This is a genomic window from Brucella cytisi (assembly GCF_038433355.1).
GTDB lineage: Bacteria > Pseudomonadota > Alphaproteobacteria > Rhizobiales > Rhizobiaceae > Brucella > Brucella cytisi.
The window spans coordinates 77,216-95,755 of sequence record NZ_JBCAUP010000023.1; the positions used below are offsets into that span (position 1 = coordinate 77,216).

Below are 18,540 nucleotides of genomic sequence, written 5' to 3' on the forward strand. Positions count from 1 at the left end.
CTGCGTCGACCTATTTGATTATTTGATCATATGGAATTTTAAGTTTCAACTAAAATCGCATTGATCTGAGCAACCAGACCGCAGCGAAGATGCTCCAGTCACTCAAAGGGAACCAAAGAACCGCTGAAGGCGATCCATGGCTTCATTGACACGTGCGAGCGATTGCGAACCGAAACAGACACGCAAATGCCCTTCACCGCCCGTTCCGTAAAAACTCCCCGCTTCCAGCACAACGCCCGTCTCTGTCATGATGCGTTCAGCCATATCCTGAGATTTAAGACCCAGTGCAGCGATTTTGGGAAACGCGTAGATCGTGCCTTCCGGCCAGTCGCACGTGACACCTGACATTTGATTTAACCGCGACACAACAATGTCGCGCTTTACTTTGTCTTCCGTCACCAGTTCGGCCAATATCTCCTCTGACCCCGAGACCGCCGCCAGCGCCCCCGCCTGAATGAATGTGTTCACGTGAGTGACGTCGTTGGTCGTGATCTTCAGGATACCTTCGATCATATGCCGCGGTGCGGTGAGATACCCAAGTCGCCAACCATCCATGGCGAAACTCTTGGTAAAGGCGAACATTGAAATCGTTCGCTCCTTCATGCCGGGCAACGAAGCGATCGAAACATGGCGTGCGCCATCGAACAGTATCTCTTCGTAAACCTCGTCAGAAACCACCACCAGATCGTGACGGCGAGCAATATCCGCCAGAACTTCCAGCTCCTCGCGACTGTAGACCCGTCCCGTTGGGTTACACGGATTGATCAGAACAATCATTTTTGTGCGGGCCGTGATCTTCGGTTCGATCAGTTCCGCCTTGATCGAGAAACGGTCGCTGGCATCCAGCGGCGCCAGAACAGGCTTGGCTCCGGCGAGCTCTATCTTGCCGATATGCTGAGGATAATAAGGTTCCAGCAGGATCGCCTCGTCGCCCGGGTCAAGCAGCGCCATGAAAGCGGCAAAGGACGCATGGGTCAGCCCGTTCGTGACAACGATATCGGAGGCTGAAACATCCATGTCATTCTTTGCACGCAGACGGGCGGCCAGGGCTTCGCGCAATCTTGGAATTCCCTGAAAATGCGAATAATGGACATCGCCTGCCATCAATGCATTGACCGTCGCCTGCTTGATATGCAGTGGCGTATCGGCATGGGGACTGCCAAGCTCCATGTGGATGAGGTCACCGGCATCCGCTCCGAGTGCCGCTGCCCGGGCATACATGCCAAAAGATTTGCTGGAACTTTCGGTGATGCGTCTGGCAAGGCGGATCATAAATCTATCTCTCCTGTTGTTTTCCGTCTCAGCCCCGCCCCTCAGCGAGTGTCAAAGCCGGCCTTCCGGAAATCTGGTCAGCTGGCGTAATCAAACCAGCACCGTCCTGTCCCTTTGTTTTCACATCTTCGTCCTGAGCGGACTGCATGAACGCTGCTTCAACTTGGATTGGCTTCCCAACATGCGCACATCTAAAGATCATTTGATCAAATAAGCAAGCCAAATATTCTCTGATAATTTCTGCAAGTGCAGGAATTATATCGTTCCTTATATCAAATTGTTATTATTGTGTTTTTTATCGTATCTCAACACGAAGACAGAGAGTAGGTCAGTCATCCATATCGAATGGCGGAGCTGGGGTTGCTATTCCTCATTGTCATCCATGAGGTGATTGCCGACCGATTTTTTGACACGCTTCATATCTCTCAGCAACGAAGCGATCGTGTCGCGATCGACCTCGGCCATCAGATCACGTAACCAGCGTTCATGGACCCGCGCCATTTCTGCGAACACCGTCTGCCCAGAATCAGTCAATCGCGCGACGGTAACGCGTCTGTCGGCGCCGGGTGTTTCACGACGCACAAGACCGTCGGCTTCCAATCGCTCAATCAAGCCGGTGATGTTGCCATTCGTCACCATGGTCCGACGCGAGAGTTCTCCCAGCCGCAACCCGTCCGGTTCCCGGTAAAGCTGGGCAAGAATGTCAAATTGTGGCAGCGTGACACCAAATTCATTGCGCAGACGGCGGCGGATTTCCTGTGAAACCAGTCTGGTTGTTGCCAGCATACGCAGCCAGAGGCGCAATTCCTGCTTCTCGCCCTCATCGACTTCGGTGACTATAAATTCGAGATCCATTATCCGCCCGGTGCATATCGTTGCGCTGCAATCAATGAGAATTGCGCCAGACAGCCGATATTTCAAGCCTAAATTAACCTGACCGCTACACACCTGCCCTTTATTGGCCGGCAGATCACACAAAAACCTTCCCTTAAAGCAATCGAACTGTGAAGAATGCCGTCGACATGCGAGCCCAGTTTTTACAGATGACCGATATTATACTTGAATGCATATAACTGCATTACCTTTCACGAGGTTTCACTACCAGTCACGGCAGGACGCACGGACAAAAAAATCCAGAAAATTCGGTTTATTGGCGAACGCTCTTCTGCCGCGAGAAAATTCCTGGAAGATTTTGTAAAAGAGATACTTGCAAGAGCATATTCCCTGCCATAGGCTTCGAGTGAACGTCCGAAAGAGACCGGTTCATCAAGGACCGCACAATAATGCCGGCGCCGGCTCAGGGCGAAATGGGGATTTCATGAACGATAGATCTGCTCTTTCCAGCCTTGCGTCCGGACTGCTGTCTGGCACCGTCAAGGTCGTTGACATCACCGCACCACTCGGTCCGGATACGCCCGTCCTTTACCTTCCCCCACAATTCGGCAAAAACACACCGAACGTTAAAGTTCACACTATCAGCCAGTATGATCAGGACGGTCCGTTCTGGGCCTGGAACTGGATAGAGCTTGGCGAGCACACCGGCACCCATTTCGATGCCCCGTGTCACTGGATCACCGGCAAGGATCACTCCAACAACACCACCGATACGATCCCGCCACAGAACTTCGTTGCTCCTGTAAACGTAATCGACCGTTCCGCACAAGCCGCCGCCGATGCTGATTATCTGCTGACGGTTGATAGCATCAGGGAATGGGAAGCAGAGCATGGTGAAATTGAAGCCGGGTCATGGGTTTTGATGCGTACCGACTGGTACAAGCGCAATGGTTCGGCCGATACATTTCTGAATGCCGATGAAAACGGCCCGCATTCTCCGGGACCAACAGTTGAAGCAATCGAATATCTGCTTTCCAAAGGCATCATCGGCTGGGGTCAGGAAACAGTCGGTACGGATGCAGGATCCGCAGGAACCATGACCCCTCCGTTTCCTGCACACAACCTCATGCACAAGGCAAACCGATACGGACTGGCAAGCCTGAGCAACCTTGACCAGCTACCAGCCAAGGGGGCGATCCTGATCGCAGCACCCCTGAAATTCGTGAAAGGAACCGGCTCGCCGGTCCGTGCACTCGCACTCGTCGTCGGAGAAAAAACGACCGGACAGTAGCATCTGCGACAAGGAAGTCCTGCGCCGAGCCAAGAAAGGCTACGTGACATACTATAAAGTATATTGCGTTTCACTGTCTCCAGCGATTGGAGGCAGTGAGAGTGCCTTTGATCGAACTGATTTCGTATGGTCGGTGATCGAACCACTTCTTCCGACCACAGTGCGCGGCAGACCTCATGTCGATGAACAGCACATTTCGAACGGTATTCTCTGGCATCTGAGAACAGGTGCACCCGCATTCCAGTTCGATACGACCCTCTTCTTGGAGGCTTGCTTTAAGAGGCTTCACTCTTTTCGTCATTGTGCAGGCGGCGCGGGCGGGAAATCACCCTGCGGCTGCGGCGACGGCGAGGATGGCTGCGGCTCCGGTTCAGGTGCCAGCGGCGACGGATTATCCATCATATTGCCGCTATCCGGCTCCGCATTGGGCAGAGACGTATCGGGCTTGTCGCCGAAAATGCCGAGACGCGCTTCCACGGCCTTGCGACCCGCTTCGTCATAGGCACCGCCCGGAACAGCCTTCGCCCAGCCATTGGCAACCAGCCATGCGGCTGCATCTTCATTGCCCAGCATGCATTCGGTCGCGACCGCAGCACCGCTGACATTTTGCGGCAGGCGGCACATGACGGCACGGGAACGCAGCCATTGCCGGAAGGCAGTGCGCGCCTGCATGCCGCACGGCCAGCTTTCACCGGAAGCGGTCTGGCAGGTCTGTTCTAAGGGTACGATTTCGATGCCCTGCAATTCAATCATACGGCCCTGACTTTCAAGCCGTCCGGCCGCCACAGCGACAGGTCGCTGCAAAAGCTGCATCTGTTCGCCCGCATCGACAGGCGTGGCCGGTGCCGGTGGCTCTGGCGGTTTGGGCGTGGATGCAAGACCGAGATCGCTCAGCGGTGGACGCGGTGCCTCGCGTTCAATGCCGTTGTCATTCACCTGATCGTTGACCTTGCCGTTCTCTTTCCACGCAGGCCGCTGCCCTTCAACGGGGGCGGCTTGGCCCGGTTGCGGCGACGTCTCCTCCGAGGCATTGCCCGTTTCAGCCGATGTCCCCGGCTCGTTATAGTCGAACTGTTCGACGACGATGCCGTTTCCCGTACCGGATTCTGTCTTCGTATCACCGGAGTTGATGACGACCACCGGGCGATCCAGCGCGCCATAGAACGGCGCCACGAAGGCTGCGATCAGAACTGCGCCTGTTATGCCAGCCAGACCGCCGAAAACGGCGCGTGCATGGCTTCTATCCTGCGATTGCGCCATTACTGGCTCGCCCATAAAATGCGGGCGACCCATTCGATATCCTTGGACTCGAAAATGCGGTTCGGATGTTCGGGATTGAGCGAATGAAGCTCAATGGTTCGTGGCGTCTGGCGATGCAGGATCTTGGCCATCACTTCTCCGTCTTTCGTCCGCACCACCACGCGATCGCCCCGGCGAATGGCGGTATTGGGTGCTACGATCAGCGTATCGCCATCACGGTAAAGGGGCAACATTGAGTCGCCCGAAACCTCCAGCGCGTACACACCTTCTCCCGATCCGGCCGGGAATTCCACAATGTCCCAGCCTTGTCCAGCCGGAAAACCGGCATCGTCAAAATAGCCGCCAGCGCCCGCTTCGGCCATGCCGAGCAATGGAATGGACTGCATGTCCTGCGTATATTCGCCGAATTGCGGCGTGCGGTTTCCGCCACGGATGAGCCGTGTGAATTCATCGAACGTCGAGCCGGTTGCTTCCATCACCTTGGCCAGCGATTCCGTCGAAGGCCAGCGCGCACGCCCATCGGAAGCATAGCGCTTGGATTTGTTAAAGGTCGTAGGGTCGAGCCCTGCACGACGCGCCAGACCGGACGCGCTCAGGGAATGACGTTCAGCCAGGGCATCAATGGCCGCCCACACGCTCTCGTGAGAAAACATAGTAATGATCCGCCACCTAGGTTCCGACATATCCTCCTGAATAACCCCCATCAGGAAAGATATGTTTCAAAGGATTTTAAACCTATTATTCCGTCCCATCTTCGGCTTCAACCTACCGAAAAAGCAGTAATTGCGCAAGACGGCTGAATTAACAGGGAAAATTTTCTTATCCGGGGATGGTGCAGTTCAGCTATGGCAAGAAGCACAAACAAAAAGCGCGGCATGAAACATGCCGCGCCTGATGATCTTGCGAAGGGTTAAGCTTACGCTGCCTTCTTTGCTTCCGTCTTGTACGGGTTGAAACGCTGGTAGAAGCTTTCACCGTTTTCGGCCATGTCAAGCAGAAGTTTCGGCGCCTTAAACTGCTGGCCGTACTTCTTCTGCAACTCCTTGGCAAGCTTGACGAATTTCTTCGCACCCATACCGTCGATATAGGACAGCGTACCGCCGGTATAAGGCGCGAAACCAAAGGCAAGAATGGAGCCGACATCGGCTTCACGCGGATCGGTGACAATGCCTTCTTCCATCACGCGGGCAGCTTCCAGAGCGATGGTGACGAGGAAACGTTCCTTCAGCTCCGTCACGTCGATCTTGTCCGGGTTCTGCTGCGGATAGAGATCCTTGAGGCCCGGCCACAGATGCTTCTTGGCAGGCTTCGCCGGATAATCGTAGAAGCCGTTGCCGTTCTTGCGGCCCTTGCGATCGAACTCGTTGACGAGACGATCCACCAGTTCCACATGGCGCGGATCGACCGCCTTTTCACCGAGATCGGCAAGGGTTGCCTTGAGGATCTTCTGCGACAGGTCGATTGCCGTTTCGTCGTTGAGCGCCAACGGACCAACCGGCATACCGGCCATACGGGCGGCATTTTCGATCATGGCCGCCGGAACGCCTTCAACCAGCATGTTGTAGGCTTCCGACATATAGCGCAGCACACAGCGATTGACGTAGAAGCCGCGCGTATCGTTGACGACAATCGGCGTCTTCTTGATCGCGCGGACATAATCGAGCGCGACGGCCAGAGCCTTATCCGAGGTCTTTTTGCCGAGGATCACTTCCACCAGCATCATCTTGTCGACAGGCGAGAAGAAGTGAATGCCGATGAAGTTCTTCGGACGCTTTGAGACTTTGGCAAGACCAGTGATCGGCAGGGTCGAGGTGTTGGAAGCAAAGACTGCGGAAGTCTTGAGCACTTCCTCGGCCTTCTCGGTCGCGACACGCTTGACTTCGCGGTCCTCGAACACGGCTTCGATCACCAGATCGGCACCTTCGAGAAGCGCGTAATCCGGCGTTGCCGTGATAAGCGACAGGAGCTTTTCCTTGTCGGCTTCCGTGGCGCGGCCCTTCTGCATTTCCTTGGCGATAAGGTCAGCCGTGTGCGCCTTGCCCTTATCGGCTGATTCCTGATCGCGGTCGATCAGCACAACCGGGATGCCAGCCTTGGCCGTCACATAGGCGATGCCTGCACCCATGAAGCCAGCGCCGATAACACCGATCTTCTTGAGCTTGGTCGGCTTTTCATCGACCGGACGGCGTGCGCCCTTGTTCAGTTCCTGCAGCGACACGAAGAGCGAACGGATCATCATGCCCGCTTCGGTCGTCTGGAGAATTTCGGTGAAATAGCGCTGCTCGATCTTGAGGCCGGTATCGAATGGAACCAGCAGGCCTTCATAAACCGACTTCAGGATAGCAAGTGCTGCCGGATAATTACCGGAGGTTTCGCGACGCAGGATTGCCGTTGCGGCAGGCCAAAGGTTCGCACCGGCAGCCGAGTAGATCGCGCCGCCCGGCAGCTTGAAGCCTTTTTCATCCCATGGCTGAACCGGCTTGAGACCGCCTTTGATGAGCTTCTTTGCGGTTTCCACCAGCTTCTTGGCCGGAGCAATCTCCGTGACGAGACCCATTGCCTTGGCGCGCTGCGCAGTCAAGCTGGAGCCGGTCGTCATCATCTGGAGCGCGTCCTGCTGATTGGCAAGGCGCGGAACGCGCTGCGTGCCGCCAGCGCCCGGGAACAGGCCGACCTTGACTTCCGGCAGTGCCATTTTCACGCCCGGCGCATCGGATGCCACGCGCGCATGGCAGGCGAGCGACATTTCGAACGCGCCGCCCATACAGGTGCCGTTAATAGCCGAAACCCAAGGCTTGCCGCAGGTTTCAAGCTTGCGGAAAAGACCACTCATCTTGCCGACATTGTCGAACAAGGTCTGGACCGCGCCCTGCGGGTCCTTGGCCTTTTGCTTCTGGAACTCCTTGAACATGCCTTCCAGCATGGTCAGGTCGGCGCCACCAGAGAAGCTGTCCTTACCTGACGTAATAACAACGCCCTTGATCTTATCGTCGGCAGTCACCGCGTCGATGATGGAATTCAATTCCTGCATCGCCTCGACGGTGAAGACGTTCATCGACTTTTCAGGCATGTCCCAAGTGACGAGCGCAATGCCATCGGCGTCGGTTTCAACTTTGAAATTTACATAAGCCATTCGTAAAACCTCCCTCGCCTTAAACGCGCTCGATGATTGTTGCCGTACCCATGCCGGCACCGATGCACAATGTCACCAGCGCTGTGTTGAGATCGCGGCGTTCCAGTTCATCCAGCACTGTACCGAGGATCATCGCACCGGTTGCACCGAGCGGATGGCCCATGGCAATGGCGCCGCCATTGACGTTCATCTTGTCGTGCGAAATGTCGAAGGCCTGCATGTAGCGCAGAACAACCGCCGCGAAGGCTTCGTTCAGCTCGAACAGGTCGATGTCCGAGATTTTCATCTTCGCCTGCTTGAGAAGCTTTTCCGTCACATCGACCGGGCCGGTCAGCATGAGCGCCGGTTCGGAGCCGATATTGGCGAAAGCACGAATGCGCGCACGCGGCTTGATGTCGAAGGCCTTGCCAGCCTTCCTGGAGCCGACCAGAACGCCAGCCGCCCCATCCACGATGCCCGACGAGTTACCGGCATGGTGGACGTGATTGACGGTTTCGATTTCCGGATGGGCCTGAATGCCGACAGCATTGAAGCCACCCATTTCGCCCGGCATCACAAAAGATGGATTGAGCTGGCCCAGCGCCTGCATGTCGGTCGTCGGTCGCATGTGCTCGTCATGATCGAGAATGGTCAGCCCATTCTGGTCCTTGATCGAAATGACCGAATTCTTGAAGTAGCCCTTTTCCCACGACTTGGCAGCGCGCTTCTGGCTTTCGACGGCATAGGCATCGACGTCATCGCGGCTGAAGCCGTATTTCGTGGCGATCAGATCGGCAGAAACACCTTGCGGCATGAAATAGCCGGGGAAGCCGACCGATGGATCCATGTACCAGGCACCGCCCGACATGCCCATGCCGACGCGCGACATGCTTTCCACGCCGCCTGCAATCACCAGATCGTCGGAACCGAAGGCGACCTTGGCTGCCGCCAGATTGACCGCATCGAGGCCGGAAGCGCAGAAGCGCGAAATCTGGATGCCCGGCGCCTTGAAGTCGTAACCGGCTTCAAAAGCCGACGAACGCGGGATGACCGCACCAGCCTCGCCGACCGGATCGACGCAGCCGAAAATAATGTCATCGACCTTTGCCGTGTCGATACCGTTGCGGTCGCGCAGGGATTCCAGAACCTTCGCGCCCAGACGAACGGCAGGCACTTCGTGCAGGCTGCCATCCTTCTTGCCACGTCCGCGCGGTGTGCGCACGTGATCGTAAATATAAGCCTCAGCCATGTTGACTCCTTCCCGCTAAATTCGAAATTTAGCTCAATCCCTAACTCAGAATGTGTCCGCGTTGAGCGCCATCATCGAATCCGCGCCCGACTGGATGCGTGCGAGATGTGCTGCGCTTTCCGGCATGATCCGCTCGAAATAATAGCGCGCGGTAACAAGCTTGGCTTCAAGGAACACCTTGTTGCCTTCGCCACTGCCAAGCTTTTCTTCCGCGATCTTGGCCATGCGCGCCCACATGAAGCCGAGCGCCACCAGTCCGAAGAGATGCATATAGTCGTTGGAGGCAGCACCGGCATTGTCGGGCTTGGCCATCGCATTCTGCATCAGCCACATGGTGGCGGCTTGAAGATCGTTGAGGCCCTTCTTCAGATGCTTCGTGAAGAAGGAAAGCTTCTCATTTTCGCGGTTGGCTTCGCAGAAATCACCCACTTCCTTGAAGAACGCGGTGATTGCGCGGCCACCGTTAAGCGCCAGCTTGCGGCCGACGAGGTCAAGCGCCTGAATGCCGTTCGCACCTTCATAAATCATGGCGATTCGTGCATCGCGCACATACTGGCTCATGCCGTGTTCTTCGATATAGCCATGGCCACCGAAGACCTGCTGCGCCATGACGGCGTGTTCAAAACCCTTGTCGGTCAGAACCCCTTTCAGAACCGGCGTCAGAAGCCCGACGAGATCGTCTGCTGCCTGACGTTCCGCTTCATCGCCTGCGCGATGGGCGATATCGGAGTTGAGTGCCGTCCAGAGGATAAGCGCCCGACCGGCTTCGTTGAAAGCACGGATATTCATGAGGTTGCGGCGGATATCCGGATGCACGATGATCGGGTCGGCCTTCTTGTCCGGTGCAGCAGCACCCGAAAGCGCGCGACCCTGAATACGCTCACGCGCATAGATGGCAGCATTCTGGTAAGCGGTTTCGGCAATCGAAAGGCCCTGCAAAGCTACACCAAGACGAGCTTCGTTCATCATGGTGAACATGGCGCGCAGCCCCTTATGGGCTTCACCGATCAGAAAACCCTTTGCCTCGTCATAATTCATGACGCAGGTGGAGTTGCCGTGAATGCCCATCTTTTCTTCGATGGAACCGCAGGACACGCCGTTACGCTCGCCCGGATTGCCGTTTTCATCGAGAATGAACTTCGGCACGATGAACAGCGAAATGCCCTTCACACCTTCCGGCGCGCCGTCGATACGGGCCAGCACCAGATGGATGATGTTGTCCGACATGTCGTGTTCGCCAGCCGAGATGAAAATCTTCTGGCCGGAAATCTTGTAGGAACCGTCTTTTTGCGGCGCGGCGCTGGTGCGCAGCAAGCCCAGATCGGTACCGCAATGCGGCTCGGTCAGGTTCATCGTGCCGGTCCAGGTGCCTTCAACCATCTTCGGCAGATAGGTGTCTTTCTGCTCATCGGTGCCGTGGGTCAGGATCGCGGCAATCGCGCCCTGTGTCAGGCCCGGATACATGGTGAGCGCCATATTGGCAGACGACATATATTCGCCGACAGCCGTGTGCAGCAGATAAGGAAGCCCCTGCCCGCCATATTGTTCCGGCACGGCGAGGCCGAGCCAGCCACCTTCGCGATAAAGGTCGTAAGCCTGCTTGTAGCCTTTCGGCGTCGTCACCGAACCGTCCGAATGACGCTTGCAGCCTTCGCGATCAGCAGTCTGGTTGACCGGAAACAGGGTGCCCTCGGCGAGCTTCGCACCTTCCGACAGGATTGCCTCGACGACATCGGGCGACGCGTCGGCAAAGCCCGGCAGGTTGTTGTAGCGCTGATAATTCAGAACGTCATTGAGAACGAAATTCGTATCCTCAACTGGCGCGCGATAGCTCGGCATAGAAATCCTCCAAATTCACCACCTGAGCCGTTCCGCGATGGCTGGAACGAGCCCGTAACCGCGTTTCATGCCTGCATGCCACATTATAGCAAAACGTTGTGACAGCGCGCATGTTGCAACAAAAAGGGATGATTTCCTGCGAAAACAGCCATTTTTGCCGCTTTTTTGACTGACCACATCACGGAATTCGCGCTCGTCCAGTCAATTTCGGCTCGAAGCTAACCTACTTTGACGTTTCCGTAAACGTCAAAAATTACACAAGTTCGTGCGGGACGGGGAAATGTTCATGTAAAGACGCTTTTCATCTTGATAGTGGTCAAAAAGAAAGTGTGATAAGCGCCTGCAAGCAACAACAGGAGTATAGGGGTGAGCGAACCTACTGTAGCGGAAGCGACAGACCGAATTTATGAATCGCTTCAGGCGGATAATGTCGACATCGATTTGCATATCGCCGCCCTGAAAGCAGCGCTTGAGCGCGCGGGCTTGAAAGAGGCTGTGTTCGATCCGGCCAAGCTGGTGCAGAACAACCGTTCCGGCAGGAAGCTCATGCAGGCATATTTTCGCCAGCGTGGTGTTATGGTCAAGTTTGCGGCTTCGTGAACGGTCATTTTTGACCGGTAACGCGACCTGAACGGTGAAAATCACGCCGATTGCGTGGACCGGATGACCACATGTGAGACATGAGAAAGGCGGCAGAATTGCCGCCTTTCTACTATTGATCGATCCTCGAAGGCTTACTTGACCCATACAACGCGGCGGGTCTGCGTATCGATCAGAGCCGGACGATCTTCCACATAAACATAGGAATAAGTCGGCTGCTCCGGAACAGCCACCAGCGGCACATCCTCGGGGATGACCATGCCTTCGGCTATATCTCCTTCGATGATGACCGGATCAACCGGATTGGTTTCGATGTAGGTCACGACTTCATTCGGCACCAGCGGGCCGGCATTCGGCCCTTCGGTATAATAGACAACCTGACGGTTCTGCATGGAAACGATCACCGGTTCACCATTGACATAGATGTAACCGAAACCCGGATTGTCGGGGATCGGATGAACCGCGATTGCATCAGGGAGAACATAACCGTCACTGATTTCGCCCTCAATGACGACCGGGTCCGAAGGATTTGCGATGACATAATCGCGTGCTGCCTGAGGCACTTCGATAAGCACTCGATCCTGCGCCAGCGCAAAACCGGAGCTGGCGAGAAACGTCGCTACGGTTAGAACAAGAGCTTTTTTCATTGTCGGCCTCACTTTCGCATCAGAGCGAGTTCGATCTGATTGGATCAGACCGGCGCTCCATCTGTTCGTTCTGGGCACATCTTGGATGCGCCATCAGTCGCAAGGCTGGAATAACCCCGTCGATGCGTCGAGGTTCCCACTGCACGGCACACTTCATGCAACAGGCTGAAACATTCGGACCTGCTAGGCTGAGTTCGCTCCGACCTCGATCTGGCCGAGGCCGCACATTCGTGGATGCACACATATAACCAAATTAAAAAGATGACGGCGAATAATTGTGAACCGTAGTTTCATCGTCCAAAGTCGCCCCAGAGCGCCCTTGGCGAGACACAAGTTGATACAAATTTTCAGAAATCCCAGAACGAAGCCTTCCGGAAGCTTCCTTGCGGATAATTCAGTTATCCGAAAATTACATTTCAATTTTTAGCGCTAGTTAAATTAGACAATGGAGATTGAGAAATCTTACCCAGCAAGTTGCTATTTTAAGATCCAGTTAAGACTGCTTTGTTTTCAACGAACAGGAGGTTTTAAAACTTTTTCTTATTGCTAAATACGACCCGTTCTCGCTCTGCAAGCAACATCTGTGTTGGTGGATCAGATCAAACACAGCATGCGGAGCAAAAACGGAGAATGCAAACGGCTTGTATAATACCGATACAGGGTAGGTCGTTCCGTCATCCTCCGTATGGCGCCAAGTCTAAATTGCATTCTAAAGGCGTTGATTTTTTTATATATATTTTTCATTATGAGTGAATGAGCTGCCCTTGTTTAGCTCATCAATCAGGTAAGGGCAGCCACATTTTCAAGCTTCATACACCTGCAATCACAGCGGTGACCGACCCATTCGCGCGAGGATGGTCCGAAGCTCTTCAACTGACCGATTTACCTCATCCTTTTTTTTCTCAAGCTCGACCAGTTTTTCCTTGAAACGCTTGCTTAGCTTTTCGACTTCGACAGAGTCGCCGATGCCTTTTTCCCACACGCTGATCAACTGGCCCATCTCGCCCAACGTGAAGCCGATGCGACGTCCAAACAGGATAAGACGCAGTCGCGTATGATCATTATAATCATAAAGCCGCGTCACGCCCGCACGGCGCGGATTGAGCAACCCCTTGTCTTCGTAGAAGCGCAAGGCCCGCAACGTCAGGTCGAACTCCTCCGCTAAATCGCCAATCCGGTATAGTTGACCGCCTGAATGGCTGTCCTTTCGAATATGCCCGCTTGCGCCGGTTAGCAGATCGGCAATCGCTATATCAGCGACCAGCCTTGGCGCGTTTGTCTGTTTACTCATGTTCTACCCTGTTTCCGCCCCCGGAAACGCCCGGTCACCGCACGATCGCGCGATGGAACCACTGTTGATGACAGCTCACATTGACATTGCTGTCAGTGCCGCAGCTTCGATTTACATTTGCCGCCGCGGTTCACGCATCTTTCGTATTCGATAGATCCGCTTTTCATGCCGGGTCGCGTTTGACACGCTGAATTCAGCCCGCTCAACCATGGGATGCTATTCGGCATCCATGAAAGCAGTCACTTAGCCGCATATATTAACGAGTTATTTACCACGTTTGTACAAATGTAAGCAGAGCAAATTCTTGCCTGTTGCGCTGGTGAAATTTGCTCCCGGCGGCCTCTATCATTAGAAAAAGTGAATTTATCATGGCAAATCCAGATATGGCGTCAGGTTCACGATCAATTATCGACGATTTGAATGCCCGCCGCGAGCGCCGAGCGTCATCACCTGCCATGGAAGAACTTAACCGCACGCTGGCGAGCCTTGAGAAACGCCTGATGGATCTGGAGCACGACAGCGCCCCGGACGTGCGTGATATTCTGCGTTCCGAACGTCACCCAGTTCGCCATCCGGACGAGACTGTAACCGGCCTCGCCGAGATTGCCGAAAATCTCCGTCGGATGCGCGGTAGCCATGAAGAGCCGCAGCCGCATTATGCCTCAAGCGCCGAGGTCAGCCGTGCCAGCCGCGAGATGACCCGCCTTCAGCGCGCCGCAAGCGAAGAAGGCTTTTCACAGCAGATGAGCGATGATTTTGAGCGTATCAACGACAGTGTGCACCTTCTCGCCGAACGCAGCAGTGAGGCAAACGCACAGGCGCTCCGCCGCCAGCTCGAAGAGCTCAATCGCACCGTCCAGAGCCTCGCGCGCGAAGAAACACTGCATCGTCTCAACAATCGTTGGGATCGCTTCGACGCGCGTTTCGAGGCCTTCGAACAACGCCACAATGCCGTCGATCCGGCGTTGGATGCGATCGGCTCGCGGCTTGAGCAGGTGCGCGACGCCATCGGTACTTTGCCCCAGTCGAACCGCCTGAGCGCAATCGAGGATCGCATCGGCCAGCTCGCGAATTCCATCGAGGAATCGCTCAGCCCACAACACGCGTCGTCGCTCGATCAGAGCCGTCTGCAGCAGATCGATGAGCGGCTGGACGAAATCAGCCGCGCTATCATTGCCACCAGCCGCGCCCAGCGCCCGGATCAGGACAGTGCGCGCCGACTGGAGCGTATCGAAAGCCGTTTGGCAGAGCTCGCAGAACAGCTCGCCACTTCGGCAACGCAGCAGAATTCCGACACGCTCTATCGCAAGCTCGGCGAACTTTCCTCTCGCATCGACGGTCTTTCAAGCGGCTCAGCGCTACCGGAAGGCGTCATCGACCAGCTCGCACACCAGATCAACCTGCTTGCCAATCAGGTTGGCAAGGTCATGGAGAATCTGAACCAGTCCGACTATCACGCTGTAGAGGCACGTCTTGAAGCCATCGGCGAGAAGCTCGAAGCTGCCGAGCGCCGGGTAGAGGAGCCGCATCCTTCTGTTCTGGACAAAATCGACCGCCGCTTTGCAGAACTGACCGAGCGTCTCGACGCGCAATATGCCACGCAGCATGTCGACAACAGCGCGATCCACACTCTGGAAGGCCGCCTCGACGATCTTTCGCAGCAGATTTCACTAGGTCTCCTTCAGGCGCCGACCTATGACGGCCCTGGACTGGATGTGAAGGCAATCCGCAGCCTCGAAGATCAGATTGCGAATATCGCCCATCATCTTGCGCAGCCCGTTGCCGAGATCGCAGAATTGAAGCCGCGTCTCGATTCCATCGAGCGTTCCATCGCCTCCAATCGCGAAACAGTACTGGATGCAGCGCGCGAAGCTGCCGAAAGTGCAGTCGCGCGCGTTCTGCAGCATGGATCACATGGCGACAGCGTGATCGCCCGGCAACTCGCTGAAGACATGAAATCGCTCGAGGCCCTGGCGCGCAATTCCGACGAGCGCAACGGCAAGACATTCGAGACCGTCCACGACACATTGGTCAAGATCGTTGATCGTCTGGCCAGGCTTGAGCAGGACGTGGCAGGCAAATCAGACACGTCGGACACTGAAAAGCCGGCCTTCACCAGCCCCAACGCTGGATCGCCGCGTCCGTCGGCACCGCGTTCCCCCGCTGCAGCGGCAGCGGAAGCAGCTTTTGCAACCGTCCAGAGTGAAGCCGGTCCCGCCGATATGCAGGCAGGTGCCTTGACCGGGAAGTCATCGCTCTTCGGCGGTTTCGCGAAAGCTATACGCGGTCGCCGCGCCGACAAATCCATCGGAAAGAACGACGAAACGCTCGAAGCCAGCGCTTTTGACGCGACGCTTGATGCGCCAGCCTTCGAAAGCGATCTTGCGGCCATCGAGCCGATCACACGCGAAGAGCCGGAGCTGGAAGCGACCCCATCCCCTCGCCCTCAGGGCGAAGGGATGCCGGACCTCAATTCGATTATGAAGCGGGTACGCGAAGAACGCCGCCAGCGCGAAGACGCTGCCGATCTGGCCCTTGCCGCCAACGGCAAGGTAGACTTCATCACGGCAGCGCGGCGTGCCGCCCAGCTTGCGGCCGCCGAATCCGAACAGCTTCAGAAGGGCGCGACCAAGCGCACCGGTAAGAAAAAGTCATCAGTCGGCGACATGATCCAGCGCCAGCGTAAGCCGATCCTGATGGCAATCGGTGCTGTGATGATCGCGATGGCTGGCCTGCAGATCGGCTCAGCTTTCCTCAACCGCGACGAGCCGGTGGAAGCCGCACTTGATACGGCACCGCCTCAGATCGACACAACTGCCGCCGATAATACACCTGCGCCAGCCGACGAAATCGCTGCAAAAATCGCGTCGGACACCACATCTGCCCTCGAACAATCCGCAGAAACCACGCCCGCGATCGCTGAGTCCGGCGCGGAGAAAATTGCGCAGGAAGAAAACCCGGAACGAGTAAACGAGCAGCAGGCAGCGGTCGAAATCCCCACACAGATTGAACAGCCTGCCGTAGCAACCGAAACAGCCGCCCATCCGGTAGCCCCTGCGGAAACGGCTACATCAACCGAACCTGCCGCACAGCCCCAAGCCACCATTCCATCTGTACCGGAAGAAGCCGGTCCGACAGCGCTTCGCGAGGCTGCAGCCAAAGGCGACGCCCGTGCCCTCTTCGAAGTCGGCAATCGCTACATGGAAGGTCGCGGCGTTGCCGCCGACTTTGCCAAGGCGGCGAAATGGTATGAGATTTCTGCAGGTCAAGGCTTTGCCCCGGCGCAATATCGTCTCGGCAACTTCAACGAGAAGGGCCTTGGCATGGCCCGCGATCTCGAAAAGGCCAAGACCTGGTACCAGCTTTCAGCGCAGCAGGGTAACGCCAGCGCGATGCACAACCTCGCCGTCCTTTTCGCAACCGGCGCCAATGGCAACCCTGACAATGCTTCCGCCGTGCGCTGGTTCACCGATGCCGCCGAACTCGGCGTGAAGGACAGCCAGTTCAATCTCGGAATCCTTGCGGCCAAGGGACTGGGCATGCCGGTCAATCTGGAAGAAAGCTACAAATGGTTCTCGCTTGCCGCCAATGCTGGTGACAAGGATGCTGCCGACAAACGCGACCAGATTGCCAAGGCATTGAAACCGGAACAGCTTGAACGCGCCAAGGATTTAGTCAAGCTCTGGAAGGCCAAGCCGCTCGATCAGGCAACCAACTCCATCGACGTCCCGGATGCTTGGACCGAGAGCAAACCGCTCACCACCGGCTCGGTGGATATGAAGAAGGCTGTTCGTAACATCCAGCTAATTCTCCAGAAGAACGGCTACGACGTCGGCACTGCCGATGGCTTGATGGGCGGCAAGACCCGCGCTGCAATTGCTGCCTTCCAGAAGGCGAATGGCCAGACGCCGACCGGCGACGTCGACCAGAAACTGGTTCAGCTTCTTCTCGAGAAGAACAAGTAACGCATTGAAGTAATTTTGATTTTTCGAGGGCAGCACAGGCTGCCCTTTTTTCGTTTGGCCACAAGTGTCTGAAAGAAGTGACAGGTTGAATCGACTCGTTGAGCCTTATTATCTAAGCCCTATCAACGAGGGGATAGACGATGCTCTTGCACGTAAACAACGACATGGAAAACGGGATCATCGCGAAGATTCCCCTCGCGCTCGACAAGGACATCAAAAACTTCCAGGGAGATGCGATCGACTTTGAGAGCCTGTACCAAAAAGGGTTGAGCGATTTCAGCAGGTTATGATTCAATCGGATTTCTGACATACGATGGAGATCACGATGGCCTGGACTGAAACCGCTCGCCGACAGTATGAGCGTCGCAATTCGCGTTATGCAAGCGATTTAACGGATGCGGAATGGTCTGTGCTCGAACCGCTGATGCCTTTGCCACGACATCTCGGTCGCCCTCGAAAGACAAACCTGCGAGAAGTGGTGAACGCGCTTCTTTATATAGCTTCTTCGGGCGGTGCGTGGCGGCTTTTGCCTACTGAATTCCCACCATTCTCCACGGTGCAGAAATATTTCTACCGCTGGAGAGATGATGGCATGCTGCGGACCATCAACAACACACTTGTGATGATTGCGCGTGAACAGGCCGACAAGCAGCCCAGCCCCACGGCTGGTGTGATCGATAGCCAGTCGGTGAAAACCACGGAAAGCGGCGGAATACGAGGTTTTGATGCGGGGAAGAAGATCAACGGTCGCAAACGTCATATTGTGGTTGATACTCTCGGCCTGATGGTTGGTCTCGTGATCCATTCTGCGGGCATTCAGGACAGAGACGGCGCGCCGGATGTCTTGAAAACCATTCTCAAACGTTGGCCGTGGTTGCGGCATATCTTTGCTGACGGCGGATACGCAGGACCAAAGCTCAAAGGCAGGCTGGAAAAGGTCGGGAGGTTTACACTGGAAATCGTCAAGCGGTCTGATCGCGCTGAAGGTTTCCAACTACTCCCGCGTCGATGGGTTGTCGAACGCACATTTGCATGGCTGGGACGGTGTCGCAGACTGACCAAGGACTTCGAGAAAACCATCGCTTCCTCTGAAGCGTGGATCTACATCGCAAATATCCGCTTCCTCACCCGAAGGATCGCAAGAGCCTGATATCGTTACGTTCATTATGATTCAGGCTCT

The 18,540-nt window shown here is 55.8% G+C and carries 14 protein-coding genes and 1 pseudogene; 6 read left to right on the forward strand and 9 right to left on the reverse strand.

What is annotated here, in order from left to right; genetic code table 11:
- Positions 1-102 precede the first annotated feature (102 nt).
- Positions 103-1,272, reverse strand: a complete 1,170-nt coding sequence (locus AAE521_RS19960) for a pyridoxal phosphate-dependent aminotransferase (RefSeq protein ID WP_071631215.1) — start codon at positions 1,270-1,272, stop codon at positions 103-105.
- A gap of 363 nt (positions 1,273-1,635) precedes the next feature.
- Positions 1,636-2,127 (reverse strand): MarR family winged helix-turn-helix transcriptional regulator, encoded by a 492-nt coding sequence (locus AAE521_RS19965; RefSeq protein ID WP_071631214.1) that lies wholly within the window; start codon positions 2,125-2,127, stop codon positions 1,636-1,638.
- 463 nt (positions 2,128-2,590) lie between these two features.
- On the opposite strand from AAE521_RS19965, the gene AAE521_RS19970 reads away from it, so the two are divergent.
- Positions 2,591-3,397: a cyclase family protein gene (locus tag AAE521_RS19970; RefSeq protein WP_071631213.1), complete on the forward strand. Its 807-nt coding sequence runs from the start codon at positions 2,591-2,593 to the stop codon at positions 3,395-3,397.
- Between the two features lie 85 nt (positions 3,398-3,482).
- Positions 3,483-3,632, forward strand: a pseudogene (locus AAE521_RS19975) (transposase); the annotation flags it as partial.
- Between the two features lie 62 nt (positions 3,633-3,694).
- Here the strand turns inward: AAE521_RS19975 and AAE521_RS19980 are convergent.
- From AAE521_RS19980 to AAE521_RS20000, 5 genes are all read right to left on the reverse strand, one after another.
- Entirely contained in the window at positions 3,695-4,657 is a 963-nt protein-coding gene (locus tag AAE521_RS19980; protein WP_071631211.1) for a thermonuclease family protein, read from the reverse strand.
- Positions 4,657-5,310, reverse strand: coding sequence for a S24 family peptidase (locus tag AAE521_RS19985; protein WP_012093365.1), 654 nt, complete (start codon positions 5,308-5,310; stop codon positions 4,657-4,659). Before AAE521_RS19985 ends, AAE521_RS19980 begins: the two co-directional genes overlap by 1 nt.
- Before the next feature lie 263 nt (positions 5,311-5,573).
- Entirely contained in the window at positions 5,574-7,790 is a 2,217-nt protein-coding gene (locus AAE521_RS19990; RefSeq protein ID WP_071631210.1) for an FAD-dependent oxidoreductase, read from the reverse strand.
- A gap of 19 nt (positions 7,791-7,809) precedes the next feature.
- A complete protein-coding gene (locus AAE521_RS19995) occupies positions 7,810-9,018 on the reverse strand; it encodes an acetyl-CoA C-acetyltransferase (protein WP_071631209.1) in 1,209 nt (402 codons plus the stop codon).
- Between the two features lie 45 nt (positions 9,019-9,063).
- Entirely contained in the window at positions 9,064-10,857 is a 1,794-nt protein-coding gene (locus tag AAE521_RS20000) for an acyl-CoA dehydrogenase C-terminal domain-containing protein (RefSeq protein ID WP_342062226.1), read from the reverse strand.
- A gap of 366 nt (positions 10,858-11,223) precedes the next feature.
- Here AAE521_RS20000 and AAE521_RS20005 point away from each other — a divergent pair, with 366 nt between their 5' ends.
- Positions 11,224-11,457, forward strand: a complete 234-nt coding sequence (locus tag AAE521_RS20005; RefSeq protein WP_036587606.1) for a hypothetical protein — start codon at positions 11,224-11,226, stop codon at positions 11,455-11,457.
- Between the two features lie 134 nt (positions 11,458-11,591).
- On the opposite strand, the gene AAE521_RS20010 is transcribed toward AAE521_RS20005, so the two are convergent.
- Together AAE521_RS20010 and AAE521_RS20015 are read right to left on the reverse strand one after the other, a co-directional pair.
- The gene (locus tag AAE521_RS20010) at positions 11,592-12,104 is read right to left on the reverse strand and encodes a DUF1236 domain-containing protein (RefSeq protein WP_071631207.1); all 513 of its coding nucleotides are present in this window, start codon (positions 12,102-12,104) and stop codon (positions 11,592-11,594) included.
- Between the two features lie 823 nt (positions 12,105-12,927).
- Positions 12,928-13,395 carry a MerR family transcriptional regulator gene (locus AAE521_RS20015; RefSeq protein ID WP_071631206.1) on the reverse strand — a complete coding sequence of 156 codons (468 nt, stop codon included), beginning with the start codon at positions 13,393-13,395 and terminating at the stop codon, positions 12,928-12,930.
- Positions 13,396-13,763: 368 nt separating this feature from the next.
- Between AAE521_RS20015 and AAE521_RS20020 the strand changes: the two genes are divergently transcribed.
- From AAE521_RS20020 to AAE521_RS20030, 3 genes are all read left to right on the forward strand, one after another.
- Positions 13,764-17,360 (forward strand): peptidoglycan-binding protein, encoded by a 3,597-nt coding sequence (locus AAE521_RS20020; protein WP_342062227.1) that lies wholly within the window; start codon positions 13,764-13,766, stop codon positions 17,358-17,360.
- A gap of 140 nt (positions 17,361-17,500) precedes the next feature.
- The gene (locus AAE521_RS20025) at positions 17,501-17,650 is read left to right on the forward strand and encodes a hypothetical protein (RefSeq protein ID WP_342062228.1); all 150 of its coding nucleotides are present in this window, start codon (positions 17,501-17,503) and stop codon (positions 17,648-17,650) included.
- Positions 17,651-17,685: 35 nt separating this feature from the next.
- Positions 17,686-18,510: an IS5 family transposase gene (locus AAE521_RS20030; RefSeq protein ID WP_342060385.1), complete on the forward strand. Its 825-nt coding sequence runs from the start codon at positions 17,686-17,688 to the stop codon at positions 18,508-18,510.
- Positions 18,511-18,540: the final 30 nt, after the last annotated feature.